We start from the raw sequence: 17,864 nt of genomic DNA on the forward strand, positions 1-17,864 counted from the left end.
ATTGGCGTCGGTGTTTGAATCGCGCGAACCAACACCATGCATGGAGCAGACCGATGCCGGAAAAAGACCTCAGCGCCCTCTTCCTCGACACGCTGAAGGACATCTATTACGCGGAAAAGCAGATCTACAAGGCACTGCCGAAGATGGCCAAGGCAGCCGCTTCGGATCAACTGCGCGCCGCTTTCGAGAAGCATCATGACGAAACCGAAGGGCAGATCGAACGGCTGGAACAGATCTTCGAACTTCTCGGCAAGCCCGCGCGCGGCAAGAAATGCGATGCCATCGAAGGGATCATCGACGAAGGCAAGGAGATCATGGACGAGTATGCCGACACGCCGGCGCTCGATCCCGGTCTGCTCGCCGCCGCCCAGGCCGTCGAGCACTACGAGATTTCCCGCTATGGCACGCTGAAGGCGTGGGCGACCAAGCTCAGCATGAAAGACGCGGTCAAGCTGCTGGATCAGACGCTGACTGAAGAGAAGAAGACCGACGACGCCCTGACCAAGCTCGCGGTCTCGGCCATCAACGCCGAAGCGGCGTAAGAGCCGCCGGCACCGCCCAGATGGCGTCAATGCCGGCGCAAGCGGAGCGGACACGATGGATTATGCCTGGCGCTTTCTGATCGGCGGCGCTGTCGTGTCCTGCTTCGCGCTGCTCGGCGATCTGCTGCGACCGAAGAGTTTTGCCGGCCTGTTCGGCGCAGCTCCATCGGTCGCCATCGCAACGCTCGGCCTCGCCTTCTGGAAGCATGGCGGAGACTACGCGGCGACCGAAGCGCGCTCGATGATCCTCGGCGCGGTGGCACTGGCCGCCTACAGCTTTATCGTGTGTCAGCTTCTGATGCGCGCCGACTTGTCGGCGTCGAAATCAACGGTATCGGCCCTTGTCGTCTGGATTGCGGTTGCCGTCGGCCTCAAGCAACTGGCCGGCTGATCGTCATGGTCGTCAAACTCAAAATGTCGGCGCTCAGCCAGGGACACCCCTACGAGTATGTCGCGCGCTTCGTGCTCGGCGGCCTCGCCACAGTGATAGCCGGCGTGATTGCCGATTTCTGGGGGCCGGCGGCCGGCGGCCTGATGCTGGCCTTCCCCGCCATCTTCTGCGCCAGCGCCACGCTCATCGACAAGCACGAGCGCGAGCGCAAGAAGCGACACGGGCTATCGGGCGAACAACGCGGCAAAGGCGCCGCCGCGCTCGACGCCGCGGGCGCCGGCTGGGGCAGCATCGCCCTGATGGCCTTCGCATGGATCATCTGGAGGCAGGCGTCGCAGTGGCCCGGCGCGCTATGCCTGCTCGTCGCCTCGCTGATCTGGTTTGGCGTCGCCGTCTCGATGTGGCCGCTGCGACGCGCTGTGCGAATGTCGAAATGACCTATTTGAGAACCGCCGGTCGCAAATCCGTGTCCGCCGCGTCGAACCGCCCCTCCGCCTGCAACGCAATCGCCCGGCACAGCGTGATCGCCGCGCTGCGCACATCCTGCTGAAAAGCCTCATCGCCGTCGAGTTCGTCATGCGAGACGGCATATGGCCTGTTGTAGCCGACATAACCGTCCTTCTCGGCCATCGATCCCGCGGAGATCAACTCCATGTCGGTCAGCCAATCGGCGAGATTGCGCCGGACGCCCTCGGTCCCGATGCTGTCACCATGCACCACGATCGAAAACAGCCGGCCCGCAAGGTGCTTGGGGTAGTCCCACCCCTTCAGCTCGATCGCTTTGGCCTCAACGGCCTTCTTGCCGTGCGTCGAGGTCGGGTCGGGATTGCCGCCATCGGCACAGACCAGCCGGTCCATCATCGCCTTGAGTCCACCCGGGACCTGATACCAGTTCACCGGCGTCACGATCATGATGCCGTGCGCGCCGACCCAGAGCGGGTAGATCTCGTTCATCCAGTCATCGGTCTGCTGCAGCGAATAATTGGGGTAGCAGCTGCAGGGCCAGTGACACAGCGGCATCGCCGTGGAGACGCAGGACTTGCAGGGATGGATGTGGCGACCAAGTTCGGACGTCAGCCGCGACAGGTCGAGCCAATCGACCGCATAGCCATGCTCGCCAAACACCGGCTCTGCGATCTTGCAGAGCCGAAACGATTTCGACATCTCGCCGGGGCATGTGTGCTCGCTGCGCGACGAGCCGTTGATGAGGAGAATGTGCTTCTGCGCGCTGACATCGTCGTGGCGACGCTGCGCCTCCCGGATCGCCTCACGCGCGCGGATCCAGTCGACGGCGAGATCGTAATCGGGGTCGGCAAAGCCAGGCCCGGCTTTTCGCGTGTGCGGCGCCTTGCGGGAATGCGCATAACCGTCCCAGGCGGCCGCGATCAGCGCTGCGATTTCGTTTTGCAGGGGCTCAAAGGCGGGATCAGAAAAGCGTGCCCTCATGCGCTGTTCGAACACGGCGCGGTCAAGCTTGGTGGACGGCATCCCTTTCCGGACGCGAACAGGCAAGGCAGTTCCTCCTGACCAGGCCAATGCGACGCCCGAGGTTTCGTTCCGGACTTGAGCAGCGTTCCCGGTCATTAAGGATTGCGTCAGTTTCACGCTCCGAACTTAACCTATGTAATGGGACGATTTGGCAATCTGCGCGCAGGTCTTCCGCGGCAAAGCACCAGACGACGCACGCCCGAAAGAGGCCGCGCAGCAAGGGATGGAATGTCCGATCGCAAGGACAGGAATTCGGATCAAACCCGCGTCCGCTTCGAACGCGGTCTGCCGGCGCGCATGATGGCGATCGACGGGACGTGGCAGCGCGAATGCCTCGTCAACGATGTCGCGGAAACGGAAGCGACGATCACCATGAGTTCCTCCATCCAGGGATTGGCGCTGAAGGAGTTCTTCCTCCTGCTCTCGTCCGTCGGCGTCGCCTATCGGCGCTGCTCGCTGGCCTGGGTCAACGGCGACCAGATCGGCGTCAGCTTTGTTCGGCCAGGCAACAAATCGGGCAAGCCGCGGAAAAAACCGGACGAGCTTACCTCCTGAGATGCGATTCAAGCCCGCTTATGTGCATGCTGTCGTGCACGCCCGCTCGCGCAAACCGCACCCAAATGATGTCCAGGAACAGGCTTCCCTACCCTGCGTTAGTTTGCATCATCGGTAACTAACATTGGGCACCGGTGGCTGAGAGTGTCGCGCTCCCGCCTTTCGCGCTGGAACCGAGACTCCGGTCTTTCGATGCGCACTCTCCGACGGAGGAGACCGACCGATGATAGCCAATCTTGCCGCCACGCTTCTCACCAAATTGACCGTCTCGAACCGCCTGGATGGCGAGGACGTCCAGGCCATCAGCAGGCTCCCGATCCGGCTGCGCCATCTGCAGGCGCAGGAGATGATCATCGCCGATGGCGCGCAGTCCGAGGACTGCTGTCTCATTGCCGAGGGATTTGCCTTCCGCGCCAAGAGCACGATCGACGGAAGCCGGCAGGTTCTTTCGCTGCACATTCCCGGCGAGGTCCCTGACCTGCAAAGCCTCCATCTTCATATCATGGACCACGACTTGATGGCGCTGACGCCTTGCACGGTCGGGTTCATCGCCCATGATGCGTTGAAAGCATTGAACACGGCGCGCCCGAGCGTGGCTGCAGCTTTTTGGCGGGAAAGCTTGATCGATGCGGCCATCTTCCGGGAATGGATCGTCAATGTCGGCCGCAGGTCGGCGACCGCACGGATGGCCCACCTGTTCGTCGAGATGCACCAGCGACTGAAGGCGGTCGGGCGGACGCACGAGGGCGAGTTCGCGTTTCCGATCACCCAGGCGGACCTGGCCGACTGCCTTGGCCTGTCGACCGTCCACGTCAATCGCGTGCTACAGACCTTACGTCGAGACGGCGTCCTCGCAGTCAATCGCGCCGATTACCATATTCTGGACATGGACAAGATGAGCGACATCGGCGGCTTCGACCCGACCTATCTGCATCAGGATCCCAGCCTCTAGTCTGGACGAAGAGGGTCAAAGCTTGCGGGCTGTGACATCGATCCGGAAGATCGGCGTCGCACCGCGCTTGACTTCAAGCGACCACCGCGGCGCCTGCTCGAGGCTGAGCGTCGCTTCGACATCCCGCACCGTTCTCAACGCCTCCGTCCACGCAGCATGATCGTCCGCCAATTCCTCGCCGCCGGGGTCGGAAAAAGGTTGGCCGTTCGAAATGTGGAAGAAGTAGCGCGTCATGATTGCCTGAATGCCGTGCAAGCGGCATTCGTTCCTAATCGACGGGTACGCATTGGTGGAGCCTGCGGCAATGGTTCCGGAACACGCTAAAAATATTGCTTCGCCGCAATTAACCTACGTTGCGGCAAGCCCTGCCCGGGGGGCGCATTCTGATCCCGTCGGGCACCAAATTGACGATAGGCCGCGTCATGGAAAAGAAGAAGCGTAACCGGGTGAAACATCAGCTCTCGTTCGACGAGCGGCTCGCGCGCGAGGCCGAGCGGCTTCGCGCAGAGGCACGGCATCCGTCGGCAACTCCTGATCGGGATGCCATGCTGAGGAAAGCCCGGCAGATGGACGAGGCTCGCCGCATGAGCGAGCTTCTGGTCGTCCGCGAGCCCCGCTGAGTTCGCACCATGAAAGACATGCAGCTGCATCTGGAAAAGCTGCGTGCCGACGCAGCCGAGTGTGCGCTGATCCGCGATCTCGCGACCGACCTGAAGAAGCGGGAGCTCTTCACCAGGCTGGCCGATCATCTCGCGACCATGGCCGCCGAGGTCGAGAAAGCGATTGCTGAGACCGCACCAGGTCGCGGCACACCTGCCGCTTGAAATCTCCGCCCGGCTCTGGCGACGGCGAGGCCCCAGCTTCCCGGGGGAGAAGAAGCCAGGGCCCACTTTGCGGCGGTTGTCGCGAGGACCGCGACGTCGACCAATTCGCTGTCTTGCGTGATGTTCCTTTTGGCGCGGCGAGCGGCGCTAGACCGGCGGCGGCAAGCCGGGCGAGCGCAGCCAATCATGAACCTCGATGGCCCGGTCAGCATGCTTCGCCCGCTGCAACAGCAGATCGCGTTCGTCGCCTGGCGACAACTGCTCAGCCTTGTCGCGCGCCGCCTGTGCCAGCGCCCTGAGACGCTCGTTGAGGGACGTTGTCTGCTTGATACGGTTGCGACCCATTGGGGCTCCTGACGAGCCTGCCCGGCAACAGACAACGCACCGGCGAATGGCCCCGTTCCTATGCGCCGAGCCCCGCGTTAGGAACTCGAAGCCCGCCCCGGCGTCGACTCCATGCTCTCGGTCTCAAGCCCCAAGCCCCACCGAGAGAAAACCCTCCCCGGGTTGGCGGCCTTCGGTGCGTTCTCGCGCCGGGGCCGTTTGCGACGTCGATGAGCTCAACGAGCTCCCACGCGGCGTTTCAGGTCGCGGTCGATCAGCAAGTGTAGCCGCCGCTCGGCCCCCGATCCCAGCCGCGCGCGTGCCGGTCGAGGAACAAGCCGGGCCTCCTTCAGTTGGGCCGTATGCCCAAATACTTCTTCCATCTGGCCGGCGACATTGCTGCGCATGACGTGCTCGGCCACGACTGCACCGACGACAGGGAAGCTGAGGCGCATGGCAGCTTCATCGCCCATCGCATCGGCACCGAGAAGCCGGAGATGGTGCGGGACGGCAACTTCATTTCCGTGAGGGACGAGCGGGACACCGAGCTGTTCCAGGTTCCTCTGGCATCGACGACCGTATGATGGGCAACGCCGCTCTCATCGCATTCGCCATCGGCATTGTCCTGCTGATCGGGATTTCGGCCCGGCTGATCTCGCTGTAGATATTGCCCGTCGCGCCAATGCGACGACGGGGCCCCACCCCCGGACTGTGGCAAATTCGACACGACGGGCAAATCAGAAAAACCTGTCAAGCCGGACGCGCAAAAATATTTCTGTTTACCGGCATCGTTATTTCTGCTAAAACTAACCCGTCTCACCCGACACGAGGGGCGCTCGCGAACGCCACGAACGTGGGTGCAGATGCGGTGGCCGCTGAGCGTGCAACAGGCGTGTGTGCGCAAGGCGGACGGTGAAGTCGTGTGGGCCTGCCGCCCCGATGTTGGTGGCAAGCACGCGAAAGGCCCAAAGCCGATCGCGGATGATGGTGGCACAAAAGCAGAGTCTCACCAGGGCGAGCACGTATAAGCCGTAAACCATCGCGCAGGGAAGGCCGGATGCCTCCGCCGAACCTGTATGCTCGTGCGCGCACTTCTTCTGTGCACAATGCGCACGGGACCGCGGGTGCGGCGCGCACCCGGTCTTCCCTGCGCCCTCGCTATCGAGAGAGGGCGAAACGAACGGCAAGACTCGGGCAAATCATGTCGCGAGAATGCGGATGTGTGACCGCCGACAGCGCAACAATTTCGGTGTCGTCCCGGCGAAGGCCGGGACCCATAACCACGAATGCTGATTGTTTTGCTATACTGGAACGACGAGTCCCGTACACGACTTCTGCTGCGGCGTATGGGTCCCGGCCTTCGCCGGGACGACAGTGGGAGGCAGCCTGCCCTCACCTCACTTCGTCGCCACTTCGGCCTCCTTCCGCGTCGCTTCACGCGCTCGCGGCCATCGCCTTTCCATCCGCACGCGATGGCGCACTGAACGCAATCTCCGGATATCCCCTCGCCGCGACGTCCTTGATGATCCCGAGAAATTTCGGCGTGCCGCCGTTGTAGACGAAATACCGCACCGTCCCCTCCTCATGGCCGGCGACGTTGGAATTGTAGCCGGTGAACCACGACTTGGCTTTGCGCATCAGCATGATCTCGTACATCTTGGCGACATGCGCGGTCCAGCGCTGCTGCGCTTCGAGCGTGGCGTCGGCCCTGACATAGCCGTGGCTCCTGATATGCTGCAGCAGGTCCATGCACCAGTTGACGCCGTTCTCGATGCCGCGCGGGAAATTGGTCGAGGCGGACGCGCTCTGCGGTCCGGTCGGCATCAGCAGATTCGGAAAGCCGTGCACGAGCATGCCGAGGAAGGTCGACGGCGCCTGCTTCCATTTGTCGGCAAGCTTTTCGCCGCCGATCCCCCTGATGTCGATCAGGTCGTAGGCGCCGGTGATGGCATCGAAACCGGTGGCATAGACGATGATGTCGAATTCGTAATCGTCAGCCGTGGTCCGCAGGCCGGTCTCGGTGACGCGCACCAGCGGCGTCTCGCCGAGATCGACAAGATGGACATTGTCGCGGTTGTAGGCCTCGAAGTAGTTGGTCTCCAGCGGCAGGCGCTGCACGCCGAAGCCGTGATCCCGCGGGATCAGCTTTTCGGCAGTTTTGGGATCGCGGACGCGGCGGCGGATACGGTCGGCGATATAGGCCGACAATTCGGCGTTGGCGGCTTCATCCATGAAAATCTCGCGGAAGTTCGCCAGCCAGATGCCGAAGCCGGGCTCGTCATAGAGCTTGTCCCACAGCGCCAGCCGCTCCTCGCGGCTCACCTCGTAGAAGCCGCGGCTGTCCGGCCCGTGCACGAAGCTGCCCGGCGTCAGCGCGCAGGCGGCGAAGATCTCGTCGTAGCGCGCGCGGATGTCGGCCATCTCGCTTTCGGAGATCGCGCTGTTGTTGAGCGGCGCGCTCCAGTTCGGCCGGCGCTGGAACACGGTGAGGTCAGCGACCTTGTCGGCGATCTCGCCGATCAGCTGAATGCCGGTCGCGCCGGTGCCGATCACGGCGACGCGCTTGCCGGCCAGATCGACCGGCTCGTGCGGCCAGTAATAGGTGTGGAACGAGCGGCCCTTGAAGTCGTCGACGCCCTCCACGCGCGGCAGCGTCGGCGCGGACAACAGGCCGATCGCCAGCACCACGAAACGGCAGGTCAGCGTGCGGCCGTCTCCGACCTTCACATGCCAGAGATCGCTGACCTCGTCGAAGCGCATCGCCTCGACCTTGCAGTTGAACTGCATGTACTTCCGCAGGTCGAACTTGTCAGCGACGTAGTTGAGGTAGCGCAAATTCTCGGGTTGGCCGGAGAAGCGTTCCTTCCAGTGCCATTCGTCGAGCAGCTCGCGCGAGAACGAGAAGCCGTAGGTGTAGCTCTCGGAATCGAAGCGGCAACCGGGATAACGGTTCCAGTACCAGGTGCCGCCGAGGTCGGCTGCGGAGTCGAGCACGGTGGCCTCGATCCCGAGGTCGACCAGCCGCTTGATCTGGTAGATGCCCGCGACGCCGGCGCCGACGACGATCACCTCGTAATGGGTCTTGTCGGAGTAGGTTTTGGCCTCGCCCGGCATTTTGTCCTCCGGAATTCCGCGTTGCTTTTGTTGAGGCCGATTACAAACCGTTTTGCCTATGCAGGCAACCGCCCGCGCCTGCAGGAAGCGGCCTGCGACACATGCGAAATCATCACGCCAGTTGCGTTGAGGCGCTGCCCGACCTTCCGCCTTGCGGAACACGACTCTGCTGAGGATAATTGCACGCCATTCTCATCACAGGAATTCCCCATGTCCGTCGACACCCAAGCTGCCACCGAACGCCTGATGCGCTTCCTTGCCGTCGAAGGCGTCACCGGAAAGGAAGCCGCGATCGGCCGCGAGCTCGCCGCGGCGCTGAAAGAGAGCGGCGTACCGGCCGGCGCGATCCGCCTCGACGACGCCAACACCCGCATTCCGGTGCCGACCGAAACCGGCAACCTCATCGTCGACCTGCCCGGCCGCGGCGCGATGCACAATCAGCCGCGGATCATGTTCATGACCCACATGGACACCGTGCCGCTCTGTGCCGGCGCCAAGCCGAAGCTGTCAGGCCGCAAGATCGTCAACGAGGCGAAGACCGCGCTCGGCGGTGACAACCGCTGCGGCTGCGGTGTGCTGGTCACGCTGGCAGCCGAGCTCGCCAGGCAGAAGCTCGATCATCCGCCGATCACGCTCCTGTTCTGCGTGCGCGAGGAGAGCGGCCTCTACGGCGCGCGCCACGTCAAGACCGAGGAGCTCGGCTCGCCGGTGATGGCCTTCAACTATGACGGCGGCTCGGCCTCCAATGTCACGATCGGCGCCGTCGGTGCGGACCGCTGGCAGGTCGAGATCTTCGGCCGCGCCTCGCACGCCGGCGTCGCACCCGAGCGCGGCATCTCCTCGACCATGATCCTGGCGCTGGCGCTCGCCGAGGTGAAGGCCGGCGGCTGGTTCGGCAAGGTGGTGAAGGGCAAGCGCCAGGGCACCAGCAATGTCGGCCCCGTCACCGGTGGTGAGGGCCGCCCGGCAGGCGATGCCACCAATGTCGTCACCGACTATGTGCATGTGCGCGGCGAATGCCGCAGCCACGACAACAAATTCTTCAAGGAGATCACGAAAGCCTACAAGACGGCGTTCGAGAAGGCGGCCAAGCGCGTCAAGAACAGCGACGGCAAGACGGGCAAGGTCAAGTTCAAGGCCGAGACCGATTACTATCCGTTCCGGATGAAGGAGAACCAGCCGGTGGTCAAACGCGCGATCGAGGCTGTGTCGGCGGTCGGCGGAACGCCGGCCATCCGCGCCGCGAATGGCGGGCTGGATGCGAACTGGATGGTTCGCCACCGCGTTCCGACCGTGACCTTCGGCGCCGGCCAGAACGAGGTGCACACGACAGACGAGTGGATCAATCTCGACGAATACGACCGCGCCTGCGCGCTCGCCGTCAAGCTCGCGACGATGCGGTAGACACGTCAGGCCTCAGCCAATGCCCGCGCGCGCTCAAAGGCGAAGTCGCGATATCCGTTCTGGATCGCGGCCGTGCAGTATTCCCGATACTTCGGGAAGCCGCCCGTGAACAGCGACAGCCCCTGCGCCTTGTCCTTGATGTTGGTGCCAACGTACCAGGTCTTGGCCTTGGTCAGCAGCGAGCGTTGCGCGAGCCTGAACACCAGCGCCATCCAGTCGTCTTCCGCCTGCTTCGTCGGCTCGATGGTGGCAAGGCCGCGGTCGGCCATATCCGTGATCGTGTGCGCAATCCAGTCGACGTCGTTCTCGCTGATCCGGACGATGTTGGCGAGCGCGGCGGGACCGTTGGGGCCGGTGGTCATGAACAGGTTCGGAAACCCCTCCATCATCAGGCCGAGATACGACCGTGCACCTCCCCTCCACTTCTCATTGACCGTCTGCCCGTTCCGACCAACCACGTCGAACGCCGTCAGCGCACCGGTCAGCCCGTCATACCCGGTCGCGAGGATCAGCATGTCGAGCTCGGTCTCGCCCGACTCCGTCCGCACGCCACGCGCCGTGATCTCCACGATCGGATCGGTCGTACAATCCATCAGATGCACATTCGGCTGGTTGAATGTCTCATAGTACCCGGTGTCCAGGCATGGGCGACGTGCAAAGATCGGATAGTCGCGCGGCTTCAGCTTCTCCGCCGTGTCGGGATCCGCAACGACCTCGTCGATCTTGCCACGCACGAAATCGGCAACATGCCCATTGGCCTCTTCGTTGCTCAGGAGATCGGTGAAGGTGCCGAGCATCGCGAGCCCGCCGGACTTCCAGGCATCCTCGAGCAGGTCGCGGCGGCGCGACGGCGTCACGCTGAAGAAGGCACGCGTCGTCCACGGCCGCACGCCGCCATTCGGACTGTTGCGCGCGGCCTCGCGGATGCCGACATAGTTGCGCTTGACCTCAGCCACGAAGTCGGGATCGAGCTTCTGGTTGCGCATCGGCATGGTGAAGCTCGGCGTGCGCTGGAACACGAACAGCTCGCGCGCCTGCCGGCCGACCTCCTGCACGATCTGGATGCCGGTCGATCCGGTGCCGATCACGCCGACGCGCTTGCCTTCATAGCTGACGGGATGATGCGGCCAGCGGCCGGCCCGCAGCAGCTCGCCGGCGTAGCGTTCGATGCCGGGAATCTCGGGATCCCGGGGCACCGAGAGCGGTCCGGTCGCCATCACGCAATAGGTCGCCTCGACCGTCTCGCCGCGGTCCGTCGTCACGCTCCAGAGCTTGCGCGTCTCGTCCCAGACGGCGCGCACGATGCGCGTGTTGAACTGATAGTGCTTGCGCAGATCGAGGCGGTCGGCGACGAAGTTGAAATAGGCGAGCAGCTCCGGCTGCGCGGCGAACTCCTCCGACCAGGTCCATTCCTGCTCGACCTCGGGCGAGAACGAATAGCTGTAGTCGATGCTCGGCAGATCGACCCGCGCGCCGGGATAGCGGTTCCAGTACCAGACGCCGCCGACATCGCCGCCGGCTTCGAAAGCCGCGATCTTCAGGCCCATCTCGCGAAACTTGTAGACGGCATAGAGACCGCCAAAACCGGCACCGACGACGACCACGTCGAGGCGCTTCCCCTTCACATCTGCGTTGCTCATCTCGGCATGTCCTCGTGGCTCGATCTATTTCCGGCGGAGAAATTGATAGATGGGATCGTCGGGATATCGCCCGCCCAATGGCAGCCGCGGACCAAAGCGAACCGCCTCGGATTCGGTCGCAGCCACCTGCTCGTCCACCCAGTCGTAGGCGACGATGCGGCGCGCCACGCGCCACTCGCCGCCGCGCTGCTGGAAGACGTCGCAGTAGCGGCCGGCGATCAGGAACTGGCGGACGCGGCCGTCCTTTCCAGGCCCGCGCTGCAAGGCGAAGAAGTAGGTTTCGACGACCGCTTCCGCGGGCGCGGTGAATTCGATCAGGATATTGCCGACCGTGTGGACGTTGCGCGCATCGGTCTTGAAGATGCCCTTGGCCCATTCGAAGAAGCCTTCGACCGGCCCCGAATACGGACCGTGCTGGTCGGTGGCATCCGGCCAGTAAGCGCCGCGCAGCGCGGCTTCATCGGCGCGATCGACGCCGCGGCAATAGCGGTAGATGCAATCGCGGATCGCCTCTCGATCGAGCAGCTCCGCGACTTTCTCGTGCGGTATGGTCATTTCAGAGCCCTTTGCAGCTCCGGCTCGATCCGCCATTGGCGGATCGGCCCTCCCTTGACGAGGGCGACCATCTCATGTGCAGTGGCAGGCAACCAACAAATCTTCATATGTGAAGCTGAATTTCACATCCGTGAATTTGCGGCTGCCCAGGGGCAATAGAGGGAGGATCGATTGCCATCGCGGCTGACGACATCCGCCTCGATTTCCGCGGCCGGATCGACCGTGAAATCGGCGCTGCGCGCCATCGAAATCCTCGAATTCTTCATGCACGAGCGGCAGCCGCGCGCAATGTCGGAGATCGGCGAGGCGCTGGGCTATCCGCCCTCCAGCGCAACGGTTCTGCTCAAGACGCTGGTCGGCCTCGGCTACCTGAATTTCGACCGCAGGACGAAGGTGTATTTCCCGACCCCGAAGGTGACGTCGCTCGGCGACTGGATTCCGAAATCGCTGTTCGGCAACAGCCGCGTGCTGGAGGCGATGCGGGACGTCCATGCCGCAACCGGCGAAGCCGTTTCAATCGGCACGACCAACGACGTGTATCTGCAATACGTCAAGATCATCCAGTCGACCCAACCGCTGCGCTTCCACGTCGACGAGGGAACATTACGGCCGCTGACGCAATCGGCCCTTGGCTGGCTGTTGATGTCGACGATGTCCGACGACAAGCTCGACACCATCGTACGCCGTGCCAACATCGCGACACCGAACGCCGCAGACAGGGTCAAGCCTGCGGACATGATCCGGCAGATTCGTGCGATCCGCGGCAAAGGCCACTGCTCGGCGGAGAACGTCCCGATGCTCGGCGGGGCGACGATCTGCGTCCTGCTCCCGATCACAATTCAGAATCAACCCGTCGCTCTCGGCCTTGGCGGCGTCGCCGAACGGATCAAGCAAAACGCCAGCCGCTATCTGAATGTGCTGCGGCAGGCTGCCAGGTCGGTCAAAGCGGGCGACACAGAGGTCTGACGCCCGACGGGCGGTGCCTACTCCTGCAGCGCCTCCTCCCGCCGCGACCGGATCGTCGGCAGCATGATCAGGACGATCGCGATCACGGCTGCGGCCAGCAGCCCCGCCGACAAGGGCGAGGTCAGGAACACGCTGACGTCGCCGCGCGACAGCACCATGGCGCGGCGGAAATTCTCCTCGATCGCAGGCCCGAGCACCAGGCCCAGCAGCAGCGGCGCGGCCGGCAATTGCAGCTTGATCAGGACATAGCCGAACACGCAGAAGATCGCCGCCTCGTACACCTCGAACGTCCCGCTATTGATCGAATAGACGCCGATCGAGCAGAACACCATGATCGCCGGGAACAGATAGCGATAGGGAATGGTGAGCAGTTTCACCCACAATCCGACCAGCGGCAGGTTGAGGATCAAGAGCATCAGATTGCCGACCCACATCGAAGCGATCAGGCCCCAGAACAGGGTCGGATTCTTGGTCATCACCTCCGGACCCGGCTGGATGTTGTGGATGTTCATCGCGCCGACCATCAGCGCCATCACGACGTTAGAGGGCACGCCGAGCGTGAGCAGCGGAATGAAGGAGGTCTGCGCGCCCGCGTTGTTGGCGGACTCCGGACCGGCAACGCCTTCGATCGCGCCCTTGCCGAACTGCTCGGGGTGCTTCGACAGCTTCTTCTCCAGCGTGTAGGAGGCAAACGACGACAGCACCGCGCCGCCGCCGGGCAGCACGCCCAGCAGCGTGCCGAGCGCCGTGCCGCGCAACATGGCCGGGACCATGCGCCGGAAATCCTCCCGCGTCGGAAACAGATTGGCGATCTTCTGCGTCACCAGCGACAGCTTGTCGTCCTGCTCGAGGTTCTTGACGATCTCCGCGAAACCAAAGATGCCCATCGCCAGCGGCACAAAATCGAGACCGTCGAACAGTTGCGGAATGCCGAACGCGAAGCGCTGCGTCCCCGTGCTGAGGTCGGTGCCGACGAGGCTCAGCAGCATGCCAAGCACGACCATGCCGATGCCTTCGATGAAGGGCCCGCTGGACAATACCGATGCAAGGATGAGGCCGAGGATCATCAGCGCAAAGAATTCCTTCGGTCCGAACAGCAACGCTGCAGCCGTCAATGGCCCAGCCAGCGCCGCCAACGCCAGCGTCGCTACGCATCCCGCAAAGAACGAGCCGATCGCCGCCGTCGACAGCGCGACGCCAGCCCTCCCCTGCTTCGCCATCTGGTAGCCGTCGATCGTGGTGACGACGGAGGAGGACTCACCGGGCAGATTGACCACGATGGCCGTGGTCGAGCCGCCATATTGCGCGCCGTAATAGATGCCGGCGAGCATGATCAGCGCCGAGTCCGGCTGCAGCGCGTAGGTGATGGGCAGCAGCATCGCGATGGTGGCGAGCGGACCGAGGCCCGGCAGCACGCCGATCAGCGTGCCCAGCAGGCAGCCGAAGAAAGCGTAGAGCAGATTGGCCGGTTGGGCCGCGGTGGAGAATCCAATCGCCAGGTTATGAAACAGATCCATCGGATCACGCCTTCAATTGAACAGCGCCGGCCAGACCGGAAGCTGCAGGCCGAGGCCGTAGACGAACACGACGAGGCACAGTGCGATCAGGACGGCCGCGTTGACGAGCGCGCCGGTCCAGGTGAATTCGGGGCTGGCCCTGCTCGACACCACGATCAGGACAAACAGCGCGCCGACCAGACCGAGCGGAAACAGCAGAAGGGCAAACAGGGCCACCGAGCCCGTGACCCAGGCGAGGCCTTTGATGTCCCAACGCTGCAAGGCTTGCCGCTGCGCCGTGGGCCGCACCGCCCCAAGCATCACGGCGAGACCGATGACGGCGAGCACAATCGCCAGCAGGCGCGGGAAATAACCGGGCCCCATCCGCGCGGCACTGCCGGCCGGATAGTTCAACGCCGTCACGAAGAAGAAGATCGCAAAGGCGAGAAACAATGCACCCGCAGCGAAGGCGCGCTGGTCCCGGATGGTGAGCTTCGTCATCGCCTCGCCTCCCTGCTATCCGACCGCAGCCGATTTGCCCGCCGCCGGATCGATCGCATCCATCAGGACAGGCACGCCGATGGAGCAGGCGTGAACGCCGAGATGCGCCGTCATCTGCAGAACCTGGAGGATCTCACGCCTGTCGATTCCAAGCCGCAAGGCGCGCCGGATCTGCAGGCGAAGGCCGTGCGGATTGAGCGCGGTGAAGCATCCATTCAGCGCCAGCGAGATCAGGCAGCGCGACCGCTCGTCGAGACCGCCGGCCTTATCCCCCACCGTGAGGAGGTCGAGCATCACCGCGAAATAGCCGGGATCGGCGCGCAGCCACAGCTCGCAGAAGTCGGGCCAGTCCCCGAACAGCGCGACATAGGCGTCGCGAAGCGCGGTCTGTTCACGCGAGAGCGGCGCCTGATCCGCATCCCCACCCGCCAGCGCCAATTCCTCGGCGAGGAGGCCGATGCCGAGATTGCAGCCGTCGAGCCCTTGCGCCGTGGCGAGCCTGAGAACGTCGACGATCTCTTGCGCGGTCGCGCCCTGCTCAAGCGCCAGTTGCATGTGGAGCGCGAGCCCGGAGCGGAACAGATGCGTCGCCGAGCCATCCAGCGCCACATAGATCAGTTCGCACATTTTGCGCGACAGCGGCCCGGTCTCGGCGGGATAGCCGCCATAGCGGGCATAGGTCGCAAGGAATTCCGGATCGAGCCGCAGCAGCCCTTCCGTCCATGGCCGCCAGTAGCCGCGGGCGCGGATGAACTCTTGCTTGAGGGCTTGCTCTTCGGCGGTGAGGGTCATGTCGCATATCCTGCAACGGAGCAATCGGGACCCGCATGAACGCTGAGTCCACCATCGACGGTGATCACGCTGCCGGTGACATATCCGGCCTCGGCGCTGAGCAGAAACGCCGCAGTCTCGGCGATGTCCTGCGCCGATACGGCGCGGCCCAGCGGCATCCGGCGGACCGCGTGTGCGGTCGCGTCGATCGGTCCTGCCGCGATGGCGTTGACGCGAATGCCGTGGCCACTCCATTCACACGCCAATGTGCGCGTGAGCATCGTGACCGCCCCCGCACTGGCTGCGGCCTCGACGTTGTCGCCAAAGGCAACCTCCCCGCCAATCGATGTCAGATTGACGAGCGTGCCAAACCCCTGCTGCCGAAGGATGGGTCCGGCCGTCCTTGCGACACGGACTGCGCCCGTCAGATGATCGGCCAGCGCTTCATCAGATTTGCCCGAGATCACCGCGTCGGCGCCCACCGCATTTGCAACACCATCGATACGACCGAAGCGGCGCGCGACATTGGCAAGCGCCTGCGCCATGGCGTACTCGTCCAAGATATCGACAGGGAGCGCGTGGCATTCGGCCACCTCGGCGGCAAGCGCCGCCATCTGCCTGCCATCGGCGTCGAGTGCCACAACCGTCGCGTCTTCCGCAGACAGCCGTTCGACCATCGCCCGGCCGATCGGACCGCAGGCGCCAATGACGACGTAGGCCGGCTTGCCGGCCGGCGCCGCGCGACTGTTGGTTTCTCCCGTGGGGCCGAAGCTGCCAAGCAGCGAGCCGCCGTCGACGAGAAACGTCGCGCCGGTGATCGACGATATACGAGGCGATGCGAGAAATGCGATGGCCGCCGCGATCTCCTCGGGCGCCGCCATGCGACCAAGCGGAATGCGTCGGGCTACGGCGGCGGGGTCGATGCGGCCACGCCCGATCAGCGCTTCGACGAGCTCGGTGCGCGTGTAGCCGGGCGCAACTGCATTGACCCTGATCCCATCGCGCGCCCAGGCGCAGGCATGATGCCGCGTCATCGCGAGCACGCCCGCCTTGGAGGCGCTATAGCCGTTGCGAAACGGCACCGGCCGCAATGCCGCGCCGGATGCGACGTTGACGATGGCGCCACCGCCGGAGCGCCGCATCACCGCGGCCGCCTGCTCCGCGGCATTGAGGCTGCCGCGCAGATTGACCGCGACGAGATTTTCGAAGGTGGACACCGGCTGGTCCACCACGCCGAGCCCATCGGTATCGGTCCGTCCGGCATTGTTGACGAGCACGTCGAGGCCGCCGAGGCGACTGACGCAGGCCCGCACCATCTCGGCCACCTGCTCCGGCTGCGCCATGTCGACGCCGAAGGAGGCATGGGCTGCGCCGAGCTCACGCGCGCGGCTTGCCGCCTTGTCGGCATCGATGTCGGCGATCAGCACCCGGGCGCCTTGCGCGGCGAACCGCCGCGCGGCCGCCCAACCAATCCCGGCTGCAGCTCCGGTGATGAGGACGACAAATCCGCTCAGTTCAGCCTGCCGTTCCGCCCGCGTCACAACCGGTCCCCGCCATGCGGCCTAGGCGATGTTGGTCAGCATCATCCCGCCGTCGAGCGTCAGCACCTGTGCCGAGATGAAGCCGCTATCGTCGCCGACGAGGAAGGCGATTGCTCTTGCGATATCGTCCACCGTGCCGAGCCGCCCGAGCGGCGTGCGCGCGATGCGGCGCGCATCGAGCTCGGCGTTGCGGTTGCGCATCGTGCCCTCGGTCGGGATCGCCGAAGGCGCCACCGCGTTGACACGGATCTTGCGCTCGCCGAGCTCGGCCGCCGCGGCACGCGTAATGCCCATGACGCCGGCCTTGATGCCGCTATAGACGATGCTGTTCTTTGCCGAGATCAATCCCGCGACCGACGCGACGTTGACGATCGCGCCGCCGCGCTCGGCATCCATCGCCTCGGCCGCGGCCTGGATGCCCCAGATGATCGCCTTGAAGCCGATGTCGAGCATTCGATCCACGGTCTCGGGCGCGATGTCGGGCACCGACTGGTAGCGGACCCAGGCCGCGTTGTTGACGAGGATGTCGAGCCGCCCCTGCCGCTCGGCAAAGCCGAGCACCGCCGTCCGCATGCCGTCGCGGCTCGCGACATTCTGTGTGATCGCGACGGCCTCGCCGCCGGTCGCCGTGATGGCGTCGACGGTGCCGGCGACGAACTCGGGCTTGAGATCGTTGACGCCGACGATGGCGCCGCGCGAGGCCAGCAGCATGGCGGTCGCGCGCCCGATTCCATTGCCGGCGCCGGTGACCAGCGCGACACGACCCGCGAGCGGCTTGTCCTTGGCATCAGTCATTGTTG

At 64.4% G+C, this 17,864-nt stretch carries 21 protein-coding genes; 10 read left to right on the plus strand and 11 right to left on the minus strand.

What is annotated here, in order from left to right:
• Window positions 1–53 precede the first annotated feature (53 nt).
• The 3 genes from JQ604_RS01935 to JQ604_RS01945 are packed head-to-tail and all read left to right on the plus strand — an operon-like array spanning window position 54 to window position 1,370.
• Window positions 54–542: a ferritin-like domain-containing protein gene (locus JQ604_RS01935; protein WP_212352414.1), complete on the plus strand. Its 489-nt coding sequence runs from the start codon at window positions 54–56 to the stop codon at window positions 540–542.
• Window positions 543–597: 55 nt separating this feature from the next.
• The gene (locus JQ604_RS01940) at window positions 598–933 is read left to right on the plus strand and encodes a DUF3147 family protein (protein WP_212352415.1); all 336 of its coding nucleotides are present in this window, start codon (window positions 598–600) and stop codon (window positions 931–933) included.
• 5 nt (window positions 934–938) lie between these two features.
• A complete protein-coding gene (locus tag JQ604_RS01945) occupies window positions 939–1,370 on the plus strand; it encodes a hypothetical protein (protein WP_212352417.1) in 432 nt (143 codons plus the stop codon).
• A 1-nt stretch (window position 1,371) separates the two neighbouring features.
• Here JQ604_RS01945 and JQ604_RS01950 read toward each other — a convergent pair whose 3' ends face one another.
• Window positions 1,372–2,421 carry a flavodoxin family protein gene (locus tag JQ604_RS01950; protein WP_249157951.1) on the minus strand — a complete coding sequence of 350 codons (1,050 nt, stop codon included), beginning with the start codon at window positions 2,419–2,421 and terminating at the stop codon, window positions 1,372–1,374.
• 297 nt (window positions 2,422–2,718) lie between these two features.
• Between JQ604_RS01950 and JQ604_RS01955 the strand changes: the two genes are divergently transcribed.
• Both JQ604_RS01955 and JQ604_RS01960 read left to right on the plus strand, forming a co-directional pair.
• Window positions 2,719–2,976 carry a PilZ domain-containing protein gene (locus tag JQ604_RS01955; RefSeq protein WP_433996216.1) on the plus strand — a complete coding sequence of 86 codons (258 nt, stop codon included), beginning with the start codon at window positions 2,719–2,721 and terminating at the stop codon, window positions 2,974–2,976.
• A 223-nt stretch (window positions 2,977–3,199) separates the two neighbouring features.
• Window positions 3,200–3,928: a Crp/Fnr family transcriptional regulator gene (locus JQ604_RS01960; RefSeq protein ID WP_212352422.1), complete on the plus strand. Its 729-nt coding sequence runs from the start codon at window positions 3,200–3,202 to the stop codon at window positions 3,926–3,928.
• 15 nt (window positions 3,929–3,943) lie between these two features.
• On the opposite strand, the gene JQ604_RS01965 is transcribed toward JQ604_RS01960, so the two are convergent.
• Window positions 3,944–4,162: a DUF6894 family protein gene (locus JQ604_RS01965; RefSeq protein WP_212352423.1), complete on the minus strand. Its 219-nt coding sequence runs from the start codon at window positions 4,160–4,162 to the stop codon at window positions 3,944–3,946.
• 188 nt (window positions 4,163–4,350) lie between these two features.
• Here JQ604_RS01965 and JQ604_RS01970 point away from each other — a divergent pair, with 188 nt between their 5' ends.
• Both JQ604_RS01970 and JQ604_RS01975 read left to right on the plus strand, forming a co-directional pair.
• Window positions 4,351–4,548 (plus strand): hypothetical protein, encoded by a 198-nt coding sequence (locus JQ604_RS01970; protein WP_212352424.1) that lies wholly within the window; start codon window positions 4,351–4,353, stop codon window positions 4,546–4,548.
• A gap of 9 nt (window positions 4,549–4,557) precedes the next feature.
• Window positions 4,558–4,752, plus strand: a complete 195-nt coding sequence (locus JQ604_RS01975) for a hypothetical protein (protein WP_212352425.1) — start codon at window positions 4,558–4,560, stop codon at window positions 4,750–4,752.
• Window positions 4,753–4,899: 147 nt separating this feature from the next.
• On the opposite strand, the gene JQ604_RS01980 is transcribed toward JQ604_RS01975, so the two are convergent.
• The gene (locus JQ604_RS01980) at window positions 4,900–5,097 is read right to left on the minus strand and encodes a hypothetical protein (protein WP_212352426.1); all 198 of its coding nucleotides are present in this window, start codon (window positions 5,095–5,097) and stop codon (window positions 4,900–4,902) included.
• A 341-nt stretch (window positions 5,098–5,438) separates the two neighbouring features.
• Between JQ604_RS01980 and JQ604_RS01985 the strand changes: the two genes are divergently transcribed.
• On the plus strand, window positions 5,439–5,660 hold the full coding sequence (locus JQ604_RS01985) for a DUF6894 family protein (RefSeq protein ID WP_212352427.1): 222 nt from the start codon (window positions 5,439–5,441) through the stop codon (window positions 5,658–5,660).
• 850 nt (window positions 5,661–6,510) lie between these two features.
• On the opposite strand, the gene JQ604_RS01990 is transcribed toward JQ604_RS01985, so the two are convergent.
• A complete protein-coding gene (locus JQ604_RS01990; protein WP_212352428.1) occupies window positions 6,511–8,190 on the minus strand; it encodes a flavin-containing monooxygenase in 1,680 nt (559 codons plus the stop codon).
• Between the two features lie 210 nt (window positions 8,191–8,400).
• Here JQ604_RS01990 and JQ604_RS01995 point away from each other — a divergent pair, with 210 nt between their 5' ends.
• The gene (locus JQ604_RS01995) at window positions 8,401–9,594 is read left to right on the plus strand and encodes a M20/M25/M40 family metallo-hydrolase (RefSeq protein WP_212352429.1); all 1,194 of its coding nucleotides are present in this window, start codon (window positions 8,401–8,403) and stop codon (window positions 9,592–9,594) included.
• Window positions 9,595–9,599: 5 nt separating this feature from the next.
• Here JQ604_RS01995 and JQ604_RS02000 read toward each other — a convergent pair whose 3' ends face one another.
• Both JQ604_RS02000 and JQ604_RS02005 read right to left on the minus strand, forming a co-directional pair.
• Entirely contained in the window at window positions 9,600–11,234 is a 1,635-nt protein-coding gene (locus tag JQ604_RS02000; protein WP_212352431.1) for a flavin-containing monooxygenase, read from the minus strand.
• 24 nt (window positions 11,235–11,258) lie between these two features.
• Window positions 11,259–11,789, minus strand: coding sequence for a nuclear transport factor 2 family protein (locus JQ604_RS02005; RefSeq protein WP_249157915.1), 531 nt, complete (start codon window positions 11,787–11,789; stop codon window positions 11,259–11,261).
• A gap of 171 nt (window positions 11,790–11,960) precedes the next feature.
• Here JQ604_RS02005 and JQ604_RS02010 point away from each other — a divergent pair, with 171 nt between their 5' ends.
• Window positions 11,961–12,755, plus strand: a complete 795-nt coding sequence (locus JQ604_RS02010; protein WP_212352433.1) for an IclR family transcriptional regulator — start codon at window positions 11,961–11,963, stop codon at window positions 12,753–12,755.
• Window positions 12,756–12,772: 17 nt separating this feature from the next.
• Here the strand turns inward: JQ604_RS02010 and JQ604_RS02015 are convergent, their stop codons facing one another.
• Genes JQ604_RS02015 through JQ604_RS02035 form a run of 5 tightly spaced genes read right to left on the minus strand, consistent with a single transcriptional unit; the run spans window position 12,773 to window position 17,859 of the window.
• Window positions 12,773–14,272, minus strand: coding sequence for a tripartite tricarboxylate transporter permease (locus JQ604_RS02015; protein ID WP_212352435.1), 1,500 nt, complete (start codon window positions 14,270–14,272; stop codon window positions 12,773–12,775).
• Window positions 14,273–14,284: 12 nt separating this feature from the next.
• Window positions 14,285–14,752 carry a tripartite tricarboxylate transporter TctB family protein gene (locus JQ604_RS02020; RefSeq protein ID WP_212352437.1) on the minus strand — a complete coding sequence of 156 codons (468 nt, stop codon included), beginning with the start codon at window positions 14,750–14,752 and terminating at the stop codon, window positions 14,285–14,287.
• Window positions 14,753–14,767: 15 nt separating this feature from the next.
• The gene (locus tag JQ604_RS02025; RefSeq protein WP_212352439.1) at window positions 14,768–15,544 is read right to left on the minus strand and encodes a carboxymuconolactone decarboxylase family protein; all 777 of its coding nucleotides are present in this window, start codon (window positions 15,542–15,544) and stop codon (window positions 14,768–14,770) included.
• Window positions 15,541–17,064: an SDR family oxidoreductase gene (locus JQ604_RS02030; protein ID WP_212352441.1), complete on the minus strand. Its 1,524-nt coding sequence runs from the start codon at window positions 17,062–17,064 to the stop codon at window positions 15,541–15,543. Before JQ604_RS02030 ends, JQ604_RS02025 begins: the two co-directional genes overlap by 4 nt.
• Before the next feature lie 21 nt (window positions 17,065–17,085).
• Complete coding sequence (locus JQ604_RS02035; protein ID WP_212352442.1) at window positions 17,086–17,859, minus strand: SDR family NAD(P)-dependent oxidoreductase; 774 nt, start codon at window positions 17,857–17,859, stop codon at window positions 17,086–17,088.
• Window positions 17,860–17,864 lie beyond the last annotated feature (5 nt).

The sequence above is a fragment of the Bradyrhizobium jicamae genome (genome assembly GCF_018130695.1).
In the GTDB taxonomy this organism is placed as follows: Bacteria; Pseudomonadota; Alphaproteobacteria; order Rhizobiales; family Xanthobacteraceae; genus Bradyrhizobium; species Bradyrhizobium jicamae_B.